This window comes from Pseudomonas sp. 14P_8.1_Bac3 (assembly GCF_025466085.1).
Lineage (GTDB): Bacteria > Pseudomonadota > Gammaproteobacteria > Pseudomonadales > Pseudomonadaceae > Aquipseudomonas.
In genome coordinates this window covers 227,692-246,385 of the sequence record NZ_JANLOD010000066.1, presented here as the reverse complement: position 1 = coordinate 246,385, position 18,694 = coordinate 227,692, and the positions used below count along the sequence as shown (strand labels likewise).

The 18,694-nt window shown below is 57.6% G+C and carries 11 protein-coding genes and 1 pseudogene; 8 read left to right on the top strand and 4 right to left on the bottom strand.

The genetic code is table 11. The features are described 5' to 3' along the window. Position 1: 1 nt before the first annotated feature. Genes NTD84_RS22225 through pelG form a run of 4 tightly spaced genes read left to right on the top strand, consistent with a single transcriptional unit; the run spans position 2 to position 5,221 of the window. On the top strand, positions 2-1,369 hold the full coding sequence (locus tag NTD84_RS22225) for a PelD GGDEF domain-containing protein (RefSeq protein WP_262169992.1): 1,368 nt from the start codon (positions 2-4) through the stop codon (positions 1,367-1,369). After that, positions 1,347-2,336, top strand: a complete 990-nt coding sequence (locus NTD84_RS22220; RefSeq protein WP_262169989.1) for a HEAT repeat domain-containing protein — start codon at positions 1,347-1,349, stop codon at positions 2,334-2,336. The genes NTD84_RS22225 and NTD84_RS22220 overlap by 23 nt, the downstream gene beginning before the upstream one ends. Further along, complete coding sequence (gene pelF / locus NTD84_RS22215) at positions 2,333-3,847, top strand: GT4 family glycosyltransferase PelF (protein ID WP_262169986.1); 1,515 nt, start codon at positions 2,333-2,335, stop codon at positions 3,845-3,847. Before NTD84_RS22220 ends, pelF begins: the two co-directional genes overlap by 4 nt. After that, positions 3,848-5,221 (top strand): exopolysaccharide Pel transporter PelG, encoded by a 1,374-nt coding sequence (gene pelG / locus NTD84_RS22210; RefSeq protein ID WP_262169984.1) that lies wholly within the window; start codon positions 3,848-3,850, stop codon positions 5,219-5,221. It begins immediately after the preceding gene. Between the two features lie 75 nt (positions 5,222-5,296). On the opposite strand, the gene NTD84_RS22205 is transcribed toward pelG, so the two are convergent. Further along, the gene (locus NTD84_RS22205) at positions 5,297-6,658 is read right to left on the bottom strand and encodes a J domain-containing protein (protein WP_262169981.1); all 1,362 of its coding nucleotides are present in this window, start codon (positions 6,656-6,658) and stop codon (positions 5,297-5,299) included. Positions 6,659-6,664: 6 nt separating this feature from the next. Further along, positions 6,665-8,356, bottom strand: a complete 1,692-nt coding sequence (locus NTD84_RS22200) for an Hsp70 family protein (protein WP_262170063.1) — start codon at positions 8,354-8,356, stop codon at positions 6,665-6,667. Between the two features lie 1,075 nt (positions 8,357-9,431). Between NTD84_RS22200 and NTD84_RS22195 the strand changes: the two genes are divergently transcribed. The 4 genes from NTD84_RS22195 (at position 9,432) to NTD84_RS22180 (ending at position 16,642) form a co-directional block, all read left to right on the top strand. Continuing rightward, complete coding sequence (locus tag NTD84_RS22195) at positions 9,432-10,991, top strand: type I restriction-modification system subunit M (RefSeq protein WP_262169978.1); 1,560 nt, start codon at positions 9,432-9,434, stop codon at positions 10,989-10,991. Further along, complete coding sequence (locus NTD84_RS22190) at positions 10,988-12,265, top strand: restriction endonuclease subunit S (protein WP_262169975.1); 1,278 nt, start codon at positions 10,988-10,990, stop codon at positions 12,263-12,265. Before NTD84_RS22195 ends, NTD84_RS22190 begins: the two co-directional genes overlap by 4 nt. A gap of 1 nt (position 12,266) precedes the next feature. After that, entirely contained in the window at positions 12,267-13,424 is a 1,158-nt protein-coding gene (locus tag NTD84_RS22185) for an anticodon nuclease (protein WP_262169972.1), read from the top strand. 119 nt (positions 13,425-13,543) lie between these two features. After that, entirely contained in the window at positions 13,544-16,642 is a 3,099-nt protein-coding gene (locus NTD84_RS22180) for a type I restriction endonuclease subunit R (RefSeq protein WP_262169969.1), read from the top strand. A 292-nt stretch (positions 16,643-16,934) separates the two neighbouring features. On the opposite strand, the gene NTD84_RS22175 is transcribed toward NTD84_RS22180, so the two are convergent. Together NTD84_RS22175 and NTD84_RS22170 are read right to left on the bottom strand one after the other, a co-directional pair. Beyond that, on the bottom strand, positions 16,935-17,210 hold the full coding sequence (locus tag NTD84_RS22175) for a hypothetical protein (protein WP_262169968.1): 276 nt from the start codon (positions 17,208-17,210) through the stop codon (positions 16,935-16,937). Then, positions 17,207-18,187, bottom strand: a pseudogene (locus NTD84_RS22170) (integrase). The gene NTD84_RS22175 and the pseudogene NTD84_RS22170 overlap by 4 nt, the downstream one beginning before the upstream one ends. Positions 18,188-18,694: the final 507 nt, after the last annotated feature.

Here is an 18,694-nt window from a genome sequence, read left to right as displayed (position 1 = left end):
AATGAATTCTCCCCACATGGATTACAGCCTGGCGCCTCGCGCCAGCGGCCCGGTGTCGTGGCTCGAAACGTTTCTGGTGACCGGCCTGGCCATTGGCCTGGGCTTGTGGCTGACCCCCGAAGACCCGTTGCAGATACACGGCGGTTTCCCCTGGCCGATTCTCGCGCCGCTGCTGTTGGGCGTGCGCTACGGATTTGTGCGCGGCCTGTTCAGCGCCGCGCTGCTGGTGCTGGCGATGTTTGCCCTGCGCTACAGCGGTCACTCCGGTTACGCGCAGATTGATCCGTCATTCATTGTCGGGGTGCTGGTGTGCGGGATGCTGGTGGGTGAGGTTCGCGATCTGTGGATGCGGCGCCTGGAGCGTCTGCAAATGGCCAACGAATACCGCCAGTACCGTCTCGACGAATTCACCCGGGCGCACCAGATCCTGCGGGTCTCTCATGACTTGCTGGAACAGCGCGTGGCCGGTAGCGACCAGAGCCTGCGCAGTTCCTTGCTGGGCTTGCGTGAAAAACTGCGGGTGATGCCGGACGCCGGCGATGCATTGCGCGTCCTGGCGGACCCGATCGTCGCGGTGCTCGGACAGTACGGCGCGTTGCGCGTGGCTGGCCTGTACCGCGTTGACGAGCGTGAAGAAAACGTCTTGCCCGAAGCATTGGCCACCATCGGCGTGATGGGGCCGTTAGGTGTCGATGACGGTCTGGTCAAGCTGTGCCTGGAGCGTGGTGAACTGGTCAGCGTGCGGCAGGAACTGATTGATGCCGGCACCTCCGCACAGTTCTCGTCGTTGCAGGCGTGCATCCCGTTGATCGATGCCGAGGGTCGCCTGCTGGCGATTCTGGCGGTGCGACAGATGCCGTTCTTCGCCTTCCAGGATCGCACCCTGAGCCTGCTGGCGCTGCTCGCCGGGCACATCGCCGACCTGTTGCGCCGGGACCCGCAAGTGCTGCAGCTGCCTGACGCCGACGCGCAGAAATTCACCCTGCAGCTCAAGCGTTCGCTGGTGGATGTCGAGAAGCACCAACTGCCGGCCGGACTGTTCGCCTTCGAAATGACCCGGCCCAACGACGAGCTGACGCGCCTGCTGGAGCGTAGCCAGCGCGGTCTCGATCTGCATTTGCCGGTGCGCAATAACCGCGATCATCAGCTGTTGCTGGTGCTGTTGCCGTTGACCAGCCCGCAAGGCACCGAAGGGTATCTGGCGCGGATCAGCCTGCTGTTGCATGAGCACTTCGGTATCGACAGTGACCTGCAAAGCCTGGGTGTGCGGGTGCTGCCTTTCAATCTGGAGCCTGACTGTGAACGCAACGGGCTGCGTAATTTCTTGTTCAACGAGTGTGGCCTGAATGATCAGCAAGTGGCTGTTTAGCGGAGCCTTGTTGTTAGAGGCGGGTAGCTGGGCCAGCTTGTGGCTCTCGGCGCCCGAGTTGCAACAATTGCTGGTATTCACCGTCAGCCACGGCCTGGCGTGTGTGCTGTTGTGTGGCGCGGTGTGGCTGCTGCTGCCGGCGCGTTATCGCGCACCGTTGCCCTGGAGCCCGCTGTTCATTTTCAGCTTGGCGTTCTTCGTGCCGGTGATCGGCACGGTCGGTGTGGTCGCATCGATCTTCCCCGCGCTGTACCTGCCGCGCAAACGCGACAAGCAGGCCTGGCAAGCGGTCGGGATTCCGAGCCTGCCGTATCGCGCACAACTGCAATTGCATTCACCGATCTTCGCCGATGGCGGTTTGCAGGATGTGCTGCGTCATGCGCCTGATCCGGATCAGCGCCTGGCCGCGTTGCTGGCCACGCGACGCATGCCGGGCAAGGAAGCGGTGCCGATCCTCAAGCTGGCATTGGGCGATCCAAGCGATGACGTGCGGCTGCTGGCGTACTCGATGCTCGACAAGCAGGAAAGCGACATCAACCTGCGCATCCAGATTGCGCTGGGGCAACTGGTCGGCGCCAGTCCGAAGACCGCTGGTGCGCTGCACGGCACACTGGCGCGCTGGTATTGGGAGCTGGCCTATCTGGGGCTGGCACAAGGCAGCGTGCTCGAACACGTGCTGAACCAGGCCAGCGAACACGCCGAGCAAGGCCTGGAAGCGGGCGAGGGCGGCGAACTGTTCTTGCTGGCCGGACGCATTGCCCTGGAGCGCGGCGATATCGAGCGCGCCGAAGTGCTGTTGCATCAGGCCCAGGACAACGGCATGGGCGCGGCCCAGGTGTTACCGTTCCACGCCGAACTGGCGTTCGAGGCCGGGCGTTATCACGAAATCCCCGGGCTGCTCGAGCAACTGCCCGAGAAAACCCGTCAGCGGCCACCGTTCGCTGAGCTGGTGAGGAGCTGGACATGATTCACAAGGAAGAGGCGCCGATGGCCGACATCTGTCTGCTGCTCGAGGGCACCTGGCCTTACGTGCGCGGCGGCGTGTCGAGCTGGATTCACCAGATGATCCTCGGCCTGCCGGACGTGACCTTCTCGGTAATGTTCATTGGCGGCCAGCGCTCGGCGTATCCGTCGCGACGCTACGAAGTGCCGCCGAACGTGCTGCACATCGAAGAAGTGTTTCTCGAAGACGCGACCCATCCGACCAATGTCCACGGAATGCCGCGCGAGGCCGATCAGCAACAGCTGCTCGATCTCTATCGCTTCCTGCATCACCCGGATGCGCCGGAGCCCGAGCTGGGCGAACGCCTGCTGGACTGTATCGCCCAGGGCCGCATGACCCTCGACGACGTGTTGCGCAGCCGCGCCAGCTGGGAAGCGCTGAGCGAGGGCTATCGCCTGCATTGCGCCGACCCGTCCTTCGTTAACTATTTCTGGACCCTGCGCTCGATGCAGTCGCCGTTGCTGATGCTCGCCGAAGCATCGCGCAAGATGCCGCGGGCGCGGGTGCTGCATTCGATTTCCACCGGTTATGCCGGGCTGCTGGGGTGCATCCTCAAGCAACGCTGGAACTGCACGTACTTGCTCAGCGAGCACGGGATCTACACCAAGGAACGCAAGATCGACCTGGCCCAGGCCAGCTGGATTGCCGAGAGTTCCGGTCAGGCGCTCAATCGCAGCCTCGACGCCGGTTCGGGATACATCCGTACGTTGTGGGTGCGCTTCTTCGAGCGTATCGGCCAACTGACCTACAACAGCGCCGACAACATCATCGCGTTGTATGACGGTAACCGTCAGCGGCAGATCAAGGACGGTGCCGACCCGGCCCGTACACAAGTGATTCCCAACGGTATCGACCTGCCGCAGTGGACGGCGGCCCTGCAATCCCGCGCGCCCGGCATCGCGCCGGTGGTGGGGTTGATCGGGCGTGTGGTGCCGATCAAGGACGTGAAAACCTTCCTGCGGGCCATGCGCGGGGTGATCAGCGCGATGCCGGAAGCCGAAGGCTGGATCGTCGGTCCCGAAGAGGAAGATCCCGAATACGTCAGCGAATGCCGCAGCCTGATGGCCAGCCTGGGCCTTGAAGGCAAGGTGCATTTCCTTGGCTTCCAGCGCATTCAGGACATCCTGCCGAAACTCGGCCTGATGGTGCTGACCTCGATCAGCGAGGCGCAACCGCTGGTAATCCTCGAAGCCTGGGCTGCCGGCACACCGGTGGTCAGCAGCGACGTGGGCTCGTGCCGTGAGTTGATCGAAGGCGGCAGCGCCGAAGACCGCGACCTCGGACTGGCCGGCCAGGTGGTGGCGATTGCCGATCCACAGGCCACCTGCGCCGCGATCCTTGAACTGCTGCGCAACCCGCAACGCTGGCAGGCCGCCCAGGCCAGCGGCTTGTTGCGCGTCACTCGTTACTACACCGAAGCCTTGATGCTGCAGCGCTATCGCGACCTGTATCAAGCAGCCATGGAGAACAGTTAAATGGCCGGTATTGGCTTCGAACTGCGCAAGATCCTTTCGCGCGATTCCTACACGGCGACCTTGCACGCTTATGTGTACGCCGGCCTGATCAGCTCCGGGCCGTGGGTGCTGTCGATCATCAGCGTGATGCTGGTGGGGATCATCAGCCTGGGTTTGCTGCTGCCCAATGCGTTGGTCGGACAGTTTCTGGTCACGGTGACCTACCTGATGGCGACGTCGCTGATTCTGACGGGTGGCTTGCAGCTGTTCTTCACCCGGTTCGTCTCGGACCGCTTGTTCGAGCACAAGTACGACCAGATCCTCCCCAACCTGCTGGGCATCCTGTTGCTGGTGACCGTCGGCGCAGGCGTGCTCGGCATCGTCGTGTTGAGCGTGCTGTTCGACCAGCCGCTGATCTACCGGGTGCTGGTGCTGTCGAACTTCGTGGTGCTGTGCAACTTGTGGCTGGTGATCATCTTCCTCTCGGGGATGAAGGCCTATAACCGCATTCTGCTGGTCATGCTGGTGGGCTACACGCTGATGGTGGCGAGCGCTTACGTGCTGAGCTTCCTGCAGATGCCGGGCCTGCTGCTGGCGCTGTTGATCGGCCACAGCACGCTGCTGTTTCTGTTCCTCTACGACATCCTGCGCGAGTACCGGGCGGAGAAACTGATCGCCTTCGATTTCCTCGACCGTCGCCAGGTTTTCCTCAGCCTGCTGGCCACCGGTTTCTTCTACAACTTCGGTATCTGGGTCGACAAGTTCCTGTTCTGGTTCAACCCCGGCACCTCCAGTGCCGTGGTCGGCCCGCTGCGTGCGTCGATCCTGTATGACATGCCGATCTTCCTCGCCTACCTGGCGATCATTCCGGGGATGGCGGTGTTCCTGGTGCGCATCGAAACCGATTTTGCCGAATGGTACGACCGGCTGTTCCGGGCGATCCGTGAGGGCGAAACCTTGCAGCACATCGGTTCGCTGAAAACCGAGATGACCTTGTCGATCCGTCAGGGCCTGCTGGAAATCTGCAAGGTCCAGGGGCTGACCGTGGTGCTGTTGTTTCTGTTCGCACCGCGTTTGCTGGAGTGGCTGGGCATCTCCAGCTACTACCTGCCGCTGTTCTACATCGACCTGATCGGCGTGAGTATCCAGGTGGTGTTCATGGCACTGCTCAACGTGTTCTTCTACCTCGACAAGCGCACCGTGGTGCTGGAGTTGTGTGTGCTGTTCGCGGTGCTGAACGGGGCGCTGACATTGTTCAGCATGATCCTTGGCCCGAGCTTCTTCGGCTACGGGTTCACGCTCTCGTTGCTGGTGTGTGTATTGCTCGGTTTGCACCGGTTGACGACGGCGCTGGAGGATCTCGAGTACGACACGTTCATGCTCTCGACCCGTTAATCCGCCTGTGCACGCCCACCTGTAGGAGCCAGCAAGCTGGCTCCTACAGGTGGGCTGATCCGCGGATGAGCCAGCTTACAGACCATTCGAACGAAAATAGACTGACGCTGCCATCACCACCACGGCTATCACGACCAACACGCTTTCGCGTTTCAGCAGGTGCCAAGGCAACCGCGCGCCCATCCGCTTGAGGGCTCTCGATGCCCGAGCCCACATCGAGAGCTTGCCACCGCTCAAGCTTGTGCTCGTGAAGTAAAGGACGCCAACGAACACCACCACCGGGCTCGTCCACTGCAGCCACAGGGCACCGCCGGACCAGATGCACGCCAAGGCCGCCGGCACCGCACTGGGGAGTATGTGGCGGATCAGCAACAGCCCTGCGCTTTGTCGGTACCAACTACGTGGAAGCAACCACCGGCTTAAATCCACATCCAGCTGTCCCACCGCAACGGCGAGCAAATTCCAGACGTAGTAAGCCTTCATGCCGATCCAGATCAAGGACAGCATCATCAGCGGCATCAACACCGTCATTTCCAGACCGTTCTTCCCTGTGAACATCGACGCAATCAGCACAGCAGACAGCGCCAGCCACAGAAACAGATAGACCCCGCGATAGCTTTCGGCCGGTAACCAGTCCCGCCAGTTGTCGAGCGGTTGCAGCCCAAGATGCTGGGGCACCTCGGGGTATTGATATTCGATGGCTTGCGCGAGCTCGGTAAAGCGTTGCCAATCGAGGCTGGTAAAGCTGTCGGCCATTGCGCGACGGCGATGATCAGGCAAAGGTTTCAACAGCAGGGCCGCTGCCTGGCCATGGAGTTTATCGGCCTCGAATCTGGCCAGCTCGGCACGCACTGTCTGCGCCATGGCTTGCGTCTCGCACCGCTGGATCAGTCGGTTCCAGCGCCAGTACTCGCACGGAAGATTGCCCTGGGCTTCGTCCCACCCCATGGCCTTGCATACGCCATCGAAGAAGACATGCGACGTGTTCGGATCAGATTCAAGCCAGTCCAGTACGCACTGCTCGAACTGCTCGCGGCGCTCGAACGGCAGCAGCCAGTCGCTGGCCAGCCAACGGCGTATCCCGTCCATGACCTCACGGTCTTTTCCTTCGGTCAGCCACTGCTGCATCTGCCCCAGCGCCGGTTCTGGCGGCTCGACCGCGGTTGAGGTGTCGACAAGCTCCAGGACGGGAGCTTGAACCGCCTCTTCGCTTGCAAGACTTGGCGTACTGACGCTCGACGTGGCATAGACGACTTTATCATCAGCCTCCGCGCACCAGAGCGCCTCGGCCAGCGCCGCTTCATAGGCTTCACGCAGGCGCTGGAACGCCGCGGGGTTTTCATCCGGGCGGTGGGTTTTTAGCAGCCGCGCATAGGCACGTTTGATGCCGCGTTCGTCCGCGTCCGGCTCCAGACTCAGTAATTGCCAGTGGTTCATGGTGGCTCAGACCTCTTGTTCGAAGCGCGTCAGACGCTGGGTAATGTCAACGCGCACTTCACGTATCTGGCGTTCGTCCTGGGTGTCGAGCATTTGCTGGAAATGGTTCGCCAGCCCTGCGATGTACTGGCGGCCATCGCCGAGGCTTTCCTGATAAAGACGCTCCATTCGAGCCAACAGTAAGGTATTGATCTGCTGATCACGCGGGTGCACTTTCAGCGCTTCGAGAGCGGCCAGCCGCTGAGCGATTTCGTTGGGGGCCAATACGCCGGGGTTGTTTTCGATGACCAGTCGGCGGGTGTCGCCATTGATCGGCAGGTGCACCTGAGCCTCGAGCAAACCGTTGTTGTCGTAGGTGAAGCGCACATCCAGCGTCACTTCACCGGCCTTGCGCGGTGGCACGGGAATTTCCAGTTCACCGAGAAAAATGTTGTTTTTGACCAGCCGACTCTCGCCCTGGTAGATGCCCAGAGTGACCACCTTCTGGTTGTCCCTGAGGGTGGACACGGTACGGGAACGGCTTACCGGCACCACCGTGTTGCGCTCGATGATCGGCAGGTAGTGGCCGTTTTGGTAATCGGCACCTAGCTGTACCGACGTCTCGATCCCCAAGGTGTAAGGGCATACATCGGTCAACACCACTTCTTCAAGGGAAGCATGACGTGCATGGAGCGCCGCCTGGATAGCGGCTCCCTGGGCGACTACTTCGTCCGGGTTGAGCAGCATCCCCGGGATTCGTCCGAACAGTGCCGCGACCAGCTTGCGCACCAGTGGCATACGCGTGGTGCCGCCCACCAGCAATATTTCGTCCAGGTCCGCGACCTTGATCCGGGCGTCGCGCAGTGCGCGTTCAATGGGGGCCCGTAGACGATCCAGCAGAGGTCGGACTATTTCTGCCAGTTCACTTTGGGTCAGTTCGAGACTCCACTCACGCCCCTGCTCGCGAAGGGTAAAGCGCGCATCCTGCGCCTGTCCGAGCGCATGGCGAACGCGCTGCGCCTCGCGCCGCAATCGCTGCGCCATTGCCGGCTGTGCCGTGTCTGGCAGGTCGGCGCTGCCCACTTTGGCAATGAAATGCTCTACCAGCCGATCATCGAAATCTTCACCGCCGAGAAAGTTATCCCCGGCACTGGCGCGCACTTCCATGATCCCTTCGAACAGCTCGAGGATGGACACGTCAAACGTGCCACCGCCGAGGTCGAACACCAGAAAGGTCGCCTCGCTGCGCTGTTGCAGGCCGTAAGCCAGGGCGGCGGCAGTCGGTTCGTTGATCAGCTTCTCTATTTTCAGACCGGCCAGTTCGCCAGCGATACGCGTAGCCTTGCGCTGGGCATCACTGAAATACGCAGGCACGCTGATCACCGCCGCGTGAACAGCCAGGCCCAAGGCGCGCTCGGCATCGGCCTTGAGACTGCGCAGCAGCATCGCCGAAAGTTCTTCCGCGCGATAAGCGCGCCCGCCGAGCAACGTCTCACGGGCGCTGCCCATGTAGCGCTTGAACAGCGAAGTCGTGAGGTGCGGATGAGTATTCAACCGCTCGCGGGCGATATCCCCAGCGACCAGTTGGCCTTGGTCGTCGAGGCCAACCACGCTGGGCGTTAACAGGTTGCCCAAAGCGTTGGGCAAAATACGGGCGTGCTCACCCTCCCAGACCGCTACAAGGCTGTTGGTGGTGCCCAGGTCGATACCAATGATCACAGTCATTTTTCCTTAAATGACGCGACCGAGCAGCAGAGTAGTGCCTTGGCCGCGAGGACAGTCGATTTGTTTGTATGCGCGGGGGCTGCGCGTATGGTTGGGGTTATCGGCAGGGTGGGGGGTGGCTTTAGGCTATCGGTGTCGCTTTTTGGGTATGGGGTTTGGACTTGGGGGTGTGATGCGGGTTGGGGATTGAGGGGATGAGAATTTGGGGTTTACTGGCTTACAGGCACAAAAAAGACGTCTGTGGGGCGTCTTTTTCGTTGAGTTGGTGGGCCGGGGTAAGTTGAAACAAGTCAGTATCTATTTTTTCTCGTTAATAACTTCTTGGTAAAGATTCTTGGAATACCAGTTGGAACGCTAGGTAGCCTGGCTTCCGATGGACGGTACTTTTTTAGCTTCGCCCTCAAAAAGGAGTCGGGAACGAATCTCTCAAGCAAAACGTCTTGCTGTTGATGTTGCCCTTGCGCGTACGATGTCCCCACTCGCAGGAATATTCACTGTTGCGATCGTATGTCCACCTCTGCGATCTGCCCCACTCTCGATCAGCAGGCACCTTTACCGGTTAGCTTTCGGTCAGCGGCCACACAGATGGGGAGCCACTCATTCCCACGTGCCTTCAGCTGTGCGGTATCTGTGACGTCTCGGGATATATCTTTAAATCGAAGATCGTCACGAGAATGATCTTGAGAAAGTCTCATCTGGATTAACTCGCCCAGGTTTGCGACGTGCACAAACTGGGCTGCGTACGAAATCTCGAGCTACCCTCAGCCCAACCTCAGAGGGCAGATCCTCACGCTGGCAGGGGAAAGAGCAAGAGAGGTGGTATCGGCATTCATCCACACGGCAGGTGGTTTCACTGCGTCATCAAGCCGCAAAAGTCAGCGTGTTTTTGTGGGTATGCTATTGATTGTAGGGGGCAAAGAAGGCCTACGGCAGTATATCTAATTGAAGGGAGCACATAGAATGAGCGTCCTTGTGCCAACGTCGGCTCGACACGCACATAACACGATTCAGGTCAGGTCCGAATGCTTTGGAATGATCATGAAAACCGTATTGAAACAGGATAAGCAGTATGACCAGTGCCCAACAACGTAACGCCCTGCAACGTCAGATCTGGGCCATCGCAAATGACGTGCGTGGCGCCGTCGATGGCTGGGATTTCAAGCAGTACGTGCTTGGCACCCTGTTCTACCGCTTCATCAGCGAGAACTTCGTTGACTACATTACCGGCGGCGACAGCGCGGTTGATTACGCGGTGATGGAGGATGATGACCCGCTGATCGCCTCCGCCAAAGATGACGCCATCAGGACCAAAGGCTATTTTATTGCCCCCAGCCAGCTGTTCAGCAACGTGGTCGCCAAGGCCAGCAGCAACGACAGCTTGAATACCGATCTGGCGCGCATCTTTTCTGCCATTGAGAGCTCGGCCAACGGCTACGCCTCCGAGCAGGACATCAAGGGGCTGTTCGCCGATTTCGATACCACCAGCAACCGCCTGGGCAATACCGTCGCCGACAAGAACAAGCGCTTGGCGGACGTGCTTAAGGGAGTGAGCAAGCTGGAGTTCGGCAGCTTCGATGCCAGTCACATCGACCTGTTCGGCGACGCCTACGAGTTCCTCATTTCCAACTACGCGGCCAATGCCGGCAAATCCGGCGGCGAATTCTTTACCCCGCAGCATGTGTCCAAGCTGATCGCCCAGTTGGCGATGCACAAGCAGACCAGCGTCAACAAAATCTACGACCCGGCGTGCGGCTCCGGCTCGCTGCTGCTGCAGGCGAAAAAGCATTTCGACGCCCATGTCATCGAGGATGGGTTCTTCGGCCAAGAGGTGAACCATACCACCTACAACCTGGCGCGGATGAACATGTTTCTGCACAACATCAACTATGACAAGTTCAACATCCAGCTCGGCGACACGCTGCGCGCCCCGCACTTCGGGGACGACAAACCCTTCGACGCCATCGTCTCCAATCCGCCGTATTCGGTGAAGTGGATCGGCGACGACGACCCGACGTTGATCAATGACGACCGTTTTGCCCCAGCCGGCGTGCTGGCGCCCAAGTCCAAGGCCGACTTCGCTTTTGTGCTGCATGCTTTGAGTTACCTGTCTGGCAAGGGGCGCGCGGCCATCGTCTGCTTCCCCGGCATTTTCTACCGGCGCGGCGCCGAGCAGAAGATCCGCCAATACCTGGTGGACAACAACTATGTGGAAACGGTGATCTCGCTAGCGCCCAACCTGTTCTTCGGCACCACCATCGCCGTGAACATTCTGGTGCTGGCGAAAAACAAGACCGACACCACAACCCAGTTCATAGACGCCAGCGCGCTGTTCAAGAAGGGCACCAATAACAACTTGCTGGAAGACGCGCATATCGAGCGCATCATGCAGGTGTTCGATAGCAAAGCGAATGTCGATCACTTCGCGAAGTCGATGCCGTTGGAAAAGGTGGCCGCCAATGATTATAGCCTGTCGGTTAGTAGTTATGTGAAAGCCAAGGACACTAGTGAAGTGGTGAATATTGCCCAGCTCAATGTAGAGCTGAAAAAGACGGTCGTTCGGATTGCCAAGCTTCGGACTGAGATTGATGCAATCGTCGCAGAGATCGAAGGTGAGGAAGCTGAGTCATGAGCAAAATTAGTTTCATCGACAGCCTGTTGAGTGGGGTGGCAGTGGAGTGGAAGGCGCTGAGCGAGCTCGGCGAGTTAGTTAGGGGCAGCGGCTTACAAAAAAAGGATTTCACCGAAACAGGCGTGCCGGCTATTCACTATGGCCAAATCTACACTTATTACGGTTTGTCCACGTCAAAAACAAAATCGTTTGTATCACCTGATTTGGCTAGGCAACTAAGAAAAGTCAATCAGGGAGATGTGGTAATTACCAATACTAGCGAGAACCTTGAGGATGTTGGGAAGGCCCTTGTTTATCTTGGAGAGCAACAGGCTGTCACGGGCGGCCATGCAACTATCTTGAGGCCAGGCAGTTGCTTGCTGGGGAAGTACTTTGCCTACTTCAGCCAGACGAGCGAGTTTGCTGGTGAGAAAGGAAAATATGCAAAGGGAACAAAAGTAATCGACGTATCTGCCACCGATATGGCAAAGATACGGATTCCCATCCCCTGCCCAGATAATCCCAAAAAATCACTACAAATCCAGTCCAAAATCGTCCGCGTACTGGATACCTTTACCCAGCTTGCCGCTGAGCTTACCGTCGAGCTTACCGCCGAGCTTAATGCCCGTAAAAAACAATACAACTACTATCTCGAAAAGTTGTTAAGTTTTGAAGTTGAGGGAGTGGAGTGGAAGACCTTGCCCGAGATGTCACTTGATTTTGGGCGGGGTAAATCTCAGCATCGTCCGAGAAATGACGAAAAGCTGTACGGGGGCAATATACCGTTTATACAAACTGGTGATATCAGAGGTGCGGCGCGGATTATCACGAATTACGGTCAAACATATAGCGAGCTTGGCTTAAAGCAAAGCAAGTTATGGCCTAAGGGTACTCTGTGTATCACAATTGCAGCTAACATTGCGGAAACTTCCATATTGGGATTTGATGCTTGCTTCCCTGATAGTGTTATAGGCTTTGTTGCTGATCCTAGTAAAACTAGCCCTGCATATGTTGAGTTTGTTCTTCAGGCAACTAAGGGGGCGCTTGAAAAAAAAGGGAAGGAAAGAAGTAGCGCGCAAAGCAATATTAATCTTGGAACGTTTGAGCAGTTGAAGCTGCCTTTTCCATCACTCGCAGAACAAGCTCATATCGTTGCGATTCTCGATAAATTCGACGCACTGACCAACTCCATCAGTGAAGGCTTGACCCACGAGATTGAGCTACACCAGAAACAGTACGAGTACTACCGCGACCTGTTGCTGAGCTTCCCCAAGCCGGAAGAGGTGGCGGTCTGAAATGAGCAAGACACTGACTGAGGTTGCCCAAGAGCTGAAAGACGCGAACAAGAAGGTGCAGCTGATCTATGCCTTTAACGGCACGGGCAAGACGCGTCTTTCACGTGAGTTCAAGCATAGGGTTTTAGCAAGGGGTGACGATGAGGAGGCTTCCGATCCGCCAGCGTTGACTCGCAGCAAAATTCTGTACTACAGCGCCTTTACCGAAGATCTGTTCTATTGGGATAACGATTTGGCGCTGGATGCTGAGCCCAAGTTGCGAATCCAGCCCAACTCGTTCACGAATTGGCTGCTCGGCGTTCTTCGGGATCTAGGGCAGGACGGCAATATCGTCCGCTATTTTCAGCATTACACCAGCGACAAGCTGACCCCGCATTTCAGCGAAGATCTTTCGGAGGTCACTTTTTCGTTTGAGCGCGGCGACGACGAGCGCTCAGGAAACCTCAAGATCTCCAAGGGTGAAGAAAGCAATTTCATCTGGAGCATTTTTTACACTTTGCTCGACCAGGTCGTCAGCACGCGCAATGTGCCTGAGCCGGAGGACCGTGAGACGCGTGAGTTCGATCAGTTGGAGTACGTATTCATTGATGACCCGGTGAGTTCGCTGGATGAAAATCATCTTATCGAATTGGCGGTCAATCTGGCAGGGCTGATCAAGGCAAGTCCCCCGGACCTGAAGTTCGTCATCACCACCCACAGCCCGCTTTTCTTCAACGTGCTGCATAATGAGCTTGGCCTCAGCAAGGGTGGCAAGAGAGAGGGCTGCTATTTACTGGGACGTCTCGATGACGGCAGCTTTGATCTGGGCGTCAAGTATGGCGACTCCAATAAGAGCTTTTCTTACCACCTGCATCTGCGGCAGACCCTCGAACAGGCGATTGCTGCTGGCGAGGTACAGCGCTATCACTTCACCCTGCTGCGCAATCTCTACGAGAAAACCGCCAGTTTTCTGGGTTATCCGCAATGGTCGGGGCTTTTGCCTGACGACAAGCAGGCTTACCTGAACCGCATCATGCAGTTCACCAGCCACAGCACGCTGTCCAACGAGAGCGTCACCGAGCCAACCCCGCAGGAGAAGCAGACGGTCAAGTTGCTGCTGGACCACCTGCTGGCCAACTATGGCTATTGGCAACAGGAAGAAGAGGCGCCAGGTGTCTGAGCGCACGGGCGTCAGCTCATTCATCACCGAGGACATTCCGCTGGCCGTGCAGTCGCAATTGCCCGCAGTGGAGGAAATTGAAAGCGAACTCGCACAGGGACATGGGGAGACCCCAAGCAATGACTGATTACAAGACCATCGCCGAGTCCAACACCTTCATCGTGCTCGACAGGTACGCCAGAGAATGGACAGTTGCCGAGACCTACCAGAGCGAAGGCGATCTGGAGCGCGAGTTCATCCATGATCTGGTCAATCAGGGCTATGAGCATCCCACCGGACTGAGGACAATGCCGGCCCTGCTGGCCAATGTGCGCACGCAGTTGCAGGCGCTCAATAGCGTCGATTTTTCTGACGCCGAGTGGGCGCGCTTCGTGGAAAGCTGGTTGGACAAGCTCAGCGACAGCATCCATGACAAGACCCGTAAGATTCACGACGACCATGTACATGACTTCGTGTTCGATGACGGGCGCATCCAGAATATCTACCTGCTGGACAAGAAAAACCTAGCCCGCAACAAGGTGCAGGTCATCAAGCAGTTCGAGCAGGCGGGCAGCTACGCCAACCGCTACGACGTGACGATTCTGGTTAACGGCCTGCCACTGGTGCAGGTGGAGCTGAAGAAGCGTGGCGTGGCGATCCGTGAAGCCTTCAATCAGGTGCATCGCTACAGCAAGGAGAGCTTCAATACTGAGCATTCGCTATTTAGGTACTTGCAGCTGTTCGTAATCTCCAATGGCACCGATACGCGCTACTTCGCCAACACCACGCAGCGCAACAAGCACAGTTTCGACTTCACCATGAACTGGGCGCAGGCCGACAACAGCCCGATCAAGGATCTGAAAGACTTCACTGCGACCTTCTTACAGAAGCGCACCCTGCTCGATGTACTGCTCACCTATTCGGTGTTCGACGTCAGCAATACCCTGCTGGTGATGCGCCCGTACCAGATTGCCGCCACCGAGCGCATCCTATGGAAGATCCGCAGTGCCTGGCAGGCCAAGCGTTGGAACAGCACCGAGGGCGGCGGTTATATCTGGCACACTACCGGCTCGGGCAAGACGCTGACCAGCTTCAAGGCTGCGCGCCTGGCTACCGAGTTGGAGTTCATCGACAAAGTGTTCTTCGTGGTGGATCGCAAGGATCTGGATTACCAGACTATGAAGGAGTACCAGCGTTTTTCACCCGACAGCGTCAATGGTTCGGAGAGCACGGCGGGCCTAAAGCGCAACCTGGATAAGAACGACAACAAGATCATCGTCACCACCATCCAGAAGCTCAACAACCTGATGAAGAGCGAAGGCGACCTGCCGGTGTTCCACCAGCAGGTTGTGTTCATCTTCGACGAGTGCCACCGCAGCCAGTTTGGCGAGGCGCAGAAGAATCTGAAGAAGAAGTTCAAGCGCTTCTATCAGTTCGGCTTCACCGGCACGCCAATTTTTCCAAAAAATGCGCTGGGCGCCGATACAACCGCCAGCGTGTTTGGCCGCGAGCTGCATTCCTATGTAATCACTGATGCCATCCGTGATGAGAAGGTGCTCAAGTTCAAGGTGGACTACAACGATGTCCGTCCACAGTTCAAGGCTCTGGAAGCCGAGCAGGACGAGAAGAAGCTCAGCGCCGCGGAGAACCGCCAGGCTCTGCTCCACCCCATGCGCATACGAGAGATCTCGCATTACCTGCTCACACATTTTCGCCAGAAGACCCATCGTTTACAGGGGGCAAACAAGGGCTTCAATGCCATGTTCGCGGTGAGCAGTGTCGATGCCGCCAAATCGTACTACGAGACGCTGCAGAAGCTGCAGGAAGGCAGCGACAAGCCGCTGCGCATCGCCACCATCTTTTCCTTCGCCCCCAATGAAGAACAGGACGCCATTGGCGACATCATCGATGAGAGCTTCGAAGTGTCGGCTATGGATAGCACTGCTAAAGAGTTCCTAAGCGCTGCGATTGCTGATTACAACGCGCTGTTCAAAAGCAATTTCGGTGTGGACAGCAAGGGCTTCCAGAGCTACTACCGCGACCTGGCCAAGCGCGTGAAGGATCAGGACATCGACCTGCTGATCGTGGTCGGCATGTTCCTGACCGGCTTCGATGCGCCAACGCTGAACACGCTGTTCGTCGACAAAAACCTGCGCTATCACGGTCTGATCCAGGCCTATTCACGCACCAACCGCATCGTCGATGCCACCAAGACTTTCGGCAATATAGTTACCTTCCGCGATCTGGAGCAGGCTACGGTCGACGCTATTACGCTATTCGGCGACAAGAACACGCGCAACGTGGTTCTGGAAAAAAGTTACAAGGAGTACATGGAGGGCTTCACCGACACGCTGACCGGTGAGGCACGGCGTGGCTTTATGGATGTGGTTACGGAGCTGGAGCAACGTTTTCCCGACCCGGTCAACATCATCAAGGAATCGGAGAAGAAAGACTTCGCCAAGTTGTTCGGCGAGTACCTACGCGTGGAAAATGTGCTGCAGAACTACGACGAGTTTGCCGCGCTGAAGGCGCTGCAAACGGTCGATATCAGCGACCCGCAGGCCGTGGAAGCATTCAAGCTCGAACACCACCTGGATGACGAGAAGCTAGCCGAGCTGCAGACCATCCGCGTGCCTGCCGAGCGCAAGGTCCAGGACTATCGCTCCACCTACAATGACATCCGCGATTGGCTGAGGCGCGAGAAAGCGGGTAACGAAGCAAGCGAGTCCATTATCGACTGGGACGATGTGGTGTTCGAGGTGGACCTGCTCAAGTCCCAGGAAATCAACCTGGACTACATACTTGAGCTGATCTTCGAGAAGAACAAGAAGGTCAAGGACAAGGCTGCACTGGTCGAGGAGATGCGCCGGGTGATTCGCGCCAGCCTGGGCAATCGCGCCAAAGAAAGCCTGGTGGTGGACTTCATCAACCAGACCGATCTGGATCGGATTAATGACAAGGCTAGCGTGATCGATGCTTTTTTCTCTTTCGCCCAATCAGAACAGCGGCGCGAGGCCCAAGAGTTGATCAGCGATGAGGAGCTGAATGAAGTGGCGGCTAAACGGTACATCGCCGCTTCACTAAAGCGGGAGTTTGCTAGCGATAATGGAACTGAGCTCAATTCCGTTTTGCCTAAGATGAGTCCACTTAATCCGGCTTATTTGGCAAAAAAACAAAGTGTCTTTCACAAAGTTGCTTTTTTTGTTGATAAGTTTAAGGGTGTTGGAGGGCAAATTTAATGGGCGACCTGTTAGCGTTACCATACCCAATATTGGGAGTGTTGGAATGACTGTTATAGCAAGGCCAACTATTGGCTTGTAGGCCGCAGCCAGTCCCCTATTCGTCTTCATAGACCTGTCGGGGAGTTCGAAGAACACCAACTTGGTGCGGGCGGCTGTCTTGGTTTTTAGCGATCACGGCGGCATCCGGGAAGGCGCAGTTAACAGCGACGTCGAGCTTGACTGCTTAGGCACGCAGCCTTGCGGCCCTGACCGAAGGGTCGCTATGGTGGGCGATAGCAGCCGGTCTCACTCAGAGATTGAAAACCCATGCTTTTTGTAATCGACGAGCGAGCAGTCGCACGGTCAGCAAATAGTAATACCGCGTTGCATAGCTGTGTCGATTTAGGCGATGTTCGAGAAACCAAGTCACATGCTTTCGCCGCCAAACCCAGGGCGTCTCTCGCTTCCAGCGTTCTGCTATTTCAGCTTGGATAATTTTCGCCTGTCGTAAATGGCGTTGCCGTGTTGCATGCGACCCGGTCAGCACGGCAGCCAAGAACAGTTCCATTTCGAAAGGTTTACTCATGTCCGCCCTCCAATGTAGGCAGCGACCACATCGATCCGACCGTGCCCCAGTTCATAGCTGATTTGCCGCCGGGCCTCGCGATCAAGGCACCGATCCATCTAGCAACATTCGCCGCCGTTGATGGGTGCGCGGTGCTGAGTGATCTGCTCATAGCGTTCACACGCGAATTCCGCTCGGAGCTCATGAATGCCTTTGAGGTTGTATGCATGCAGGATGTCGCGCGCAGGGCGGACGATTTCCTGCAGAACATTCAGATAGCTTTCGTTTGGCGCAATCAGGTTGCGACTACCCACAGGCGACACCTGCAATGCAAACCAAAGCGCATCGCGAACATGATCATCCACCCCGATCCAACGGGGTGTGGAGGCACCGGCGCGTCCACCTTTGGTGCCATCCTGGATGTTTATCTTGCCTAAGTCTTTGGCCTCGCGGCTCAACCGTGGCAGGTCCGCCAAGATGGCCTCACGCAAGCGCATGCCGGTGGCTCGAGCCAACAAAACAATCGCTGCGGCCCGCAGCTGATGATGGCTGCAAAGCGCATCGACGATCTGCTTAACCTGTTCGTGGTCCTGGCCTTGCGGCACCGAGTGTCGAACCCCGGTGCGCTGCATACCCAACGCCTTGCTCGGACTTGGCAATTTCACGCACTGATCACCGCGAAGCGCCGCCATGGTCCTGTTAACGCTCGATAGCCGATTTTGCGCAGTGCTGGTGGCGAGGCCACCGCGCCCAACCAGGTCACGGAGATACGCCGCATAGTTGGCCAATACCTTCCGATCAATCTGCCGCGCATCATTGATACCGGGCCCCTGTTCAGATCGGCACCACTTCACGAATGCCAACCACCGATCACAGTGCGCTTTGACCGTGCCGTAATGGCCACCGCCGAACATATCTTTCAGCGCCTGTGGCCCTGCGTAGCTCAATTGCCTGCCGTAACCGAAATTACGACCATCGCGTCTACCCACCAATGCCATGTCGGTCACCTCATCCTCCGCTTTCCGATCCTCGCCCCACGTCATCCCGCCAAGAATGCTGAGTGTTATCAGGGATCAAGGCCCCTGCGACCTGTGGGGATGTCCTCTAACGCAGGACTGGCGGCTCCTTACGACCAGGAGCAAGGGCATCTCATGATCTAGCCTCCTGGACACCGTTACCGGTGGGCGGGTGGAGGCAGCGCTGGCTGACGAAACAAGCGCCTGAAGATCCTGAGCCGGGGGAACGCAGCGGTGCGATGACCGGGGCATGCCTGACTGTCAGTCAGGTGCAGTCCATTCCGTGGCCTGCGGCACCATCATCTACAGCGCTGTTACTGGTGACATCGGCGTTTGTCACGCCGATTGTCACGAGGGGGAATGCCGCAAAGCCTTGTGCGATGGGGGCTGCAGCAGTGGTAGAAGTGCCCGTCTCTTTCCAGAAGAAAGAGACGGGCACAGGTTGGCGCAAAATTCGGCCAAGCGGATGGGCTGCTGCAGGGCAGCACA

Excerpts from the sequence above, each read along its gene's own strand:
- NTD84_RS22225 (WP_262169992.1), top strand. The coding sequence starts at position 2 with ATGAATTCTCCCCACATGGATTACAGCCTGGCGCCTCGCGCCAGCGGC.
- NTD84_RS22220 (WP_262169989.1), top strand. The coding sequence starts at position 1,347 with ATGATCAGCAAGTGGCTGTTTAGCGGAGCCTTGTTGTTAGAGGCGGGT.
- pelF (WP_262169986.1), top strand. The coding sequence starts at position 2,333 with ATGATTCACAAGGAAGAGGCGCCGATGGCCGACATCTGTCTGCTGCTC.
- pelG (WP_262169984.1), top strand. The coding sequence starts at position 3,848 with ATGGCCGGTATTGGCTTCGAACTGCGCAAGATCCTTTCGCGCGATTCC.
- NTD84_RS22205 (WP_262169981.1), bottom strand. The coding sequence starts at position 6,658 with ATGAACCACTGGCAATTACTGAGTCTGGAGCCGGACGCGGACGAACGC.
- NTD84_RS22195 (WP_262169978.1), top strand. The coding sequence starts at position 9,432 with ATGACCAGTGCCCAACAACGTAACGCCCTGCAACGTCAGATCTGGGCC.
- NTD84_RS22190 (WP_262169975.1), top strand. The coding sequence starts at position 10,988 with ATGAGCAAAATTAGTTTCATCGACAGCCTGTTGAGTGGGGTGGCAGTG.
- NTD84_RS22185 (WP_262169972.1), top strand. The coding sequence starts at position 12,267 with ATGAGCAAGACACTGACTGAGGTTGCCCAAGAGCTGAAAGACGCGAAC.
- NTD84_RS22180 (WP_262169969.1), top strand. The coding sequence starts at position 13,544 with ATGACTGATTACAAGACCATCGCCGAGTCCAACACCTTCATCGTGCTC.
- NTD84_RS22175 (WP_262169968.1), bottom strand. The coding sequence starts at position 17,210 with ATGAGTAAACCTTTCGAAATGGAACTGTTCTTGGCTGCCGTGCTGACC.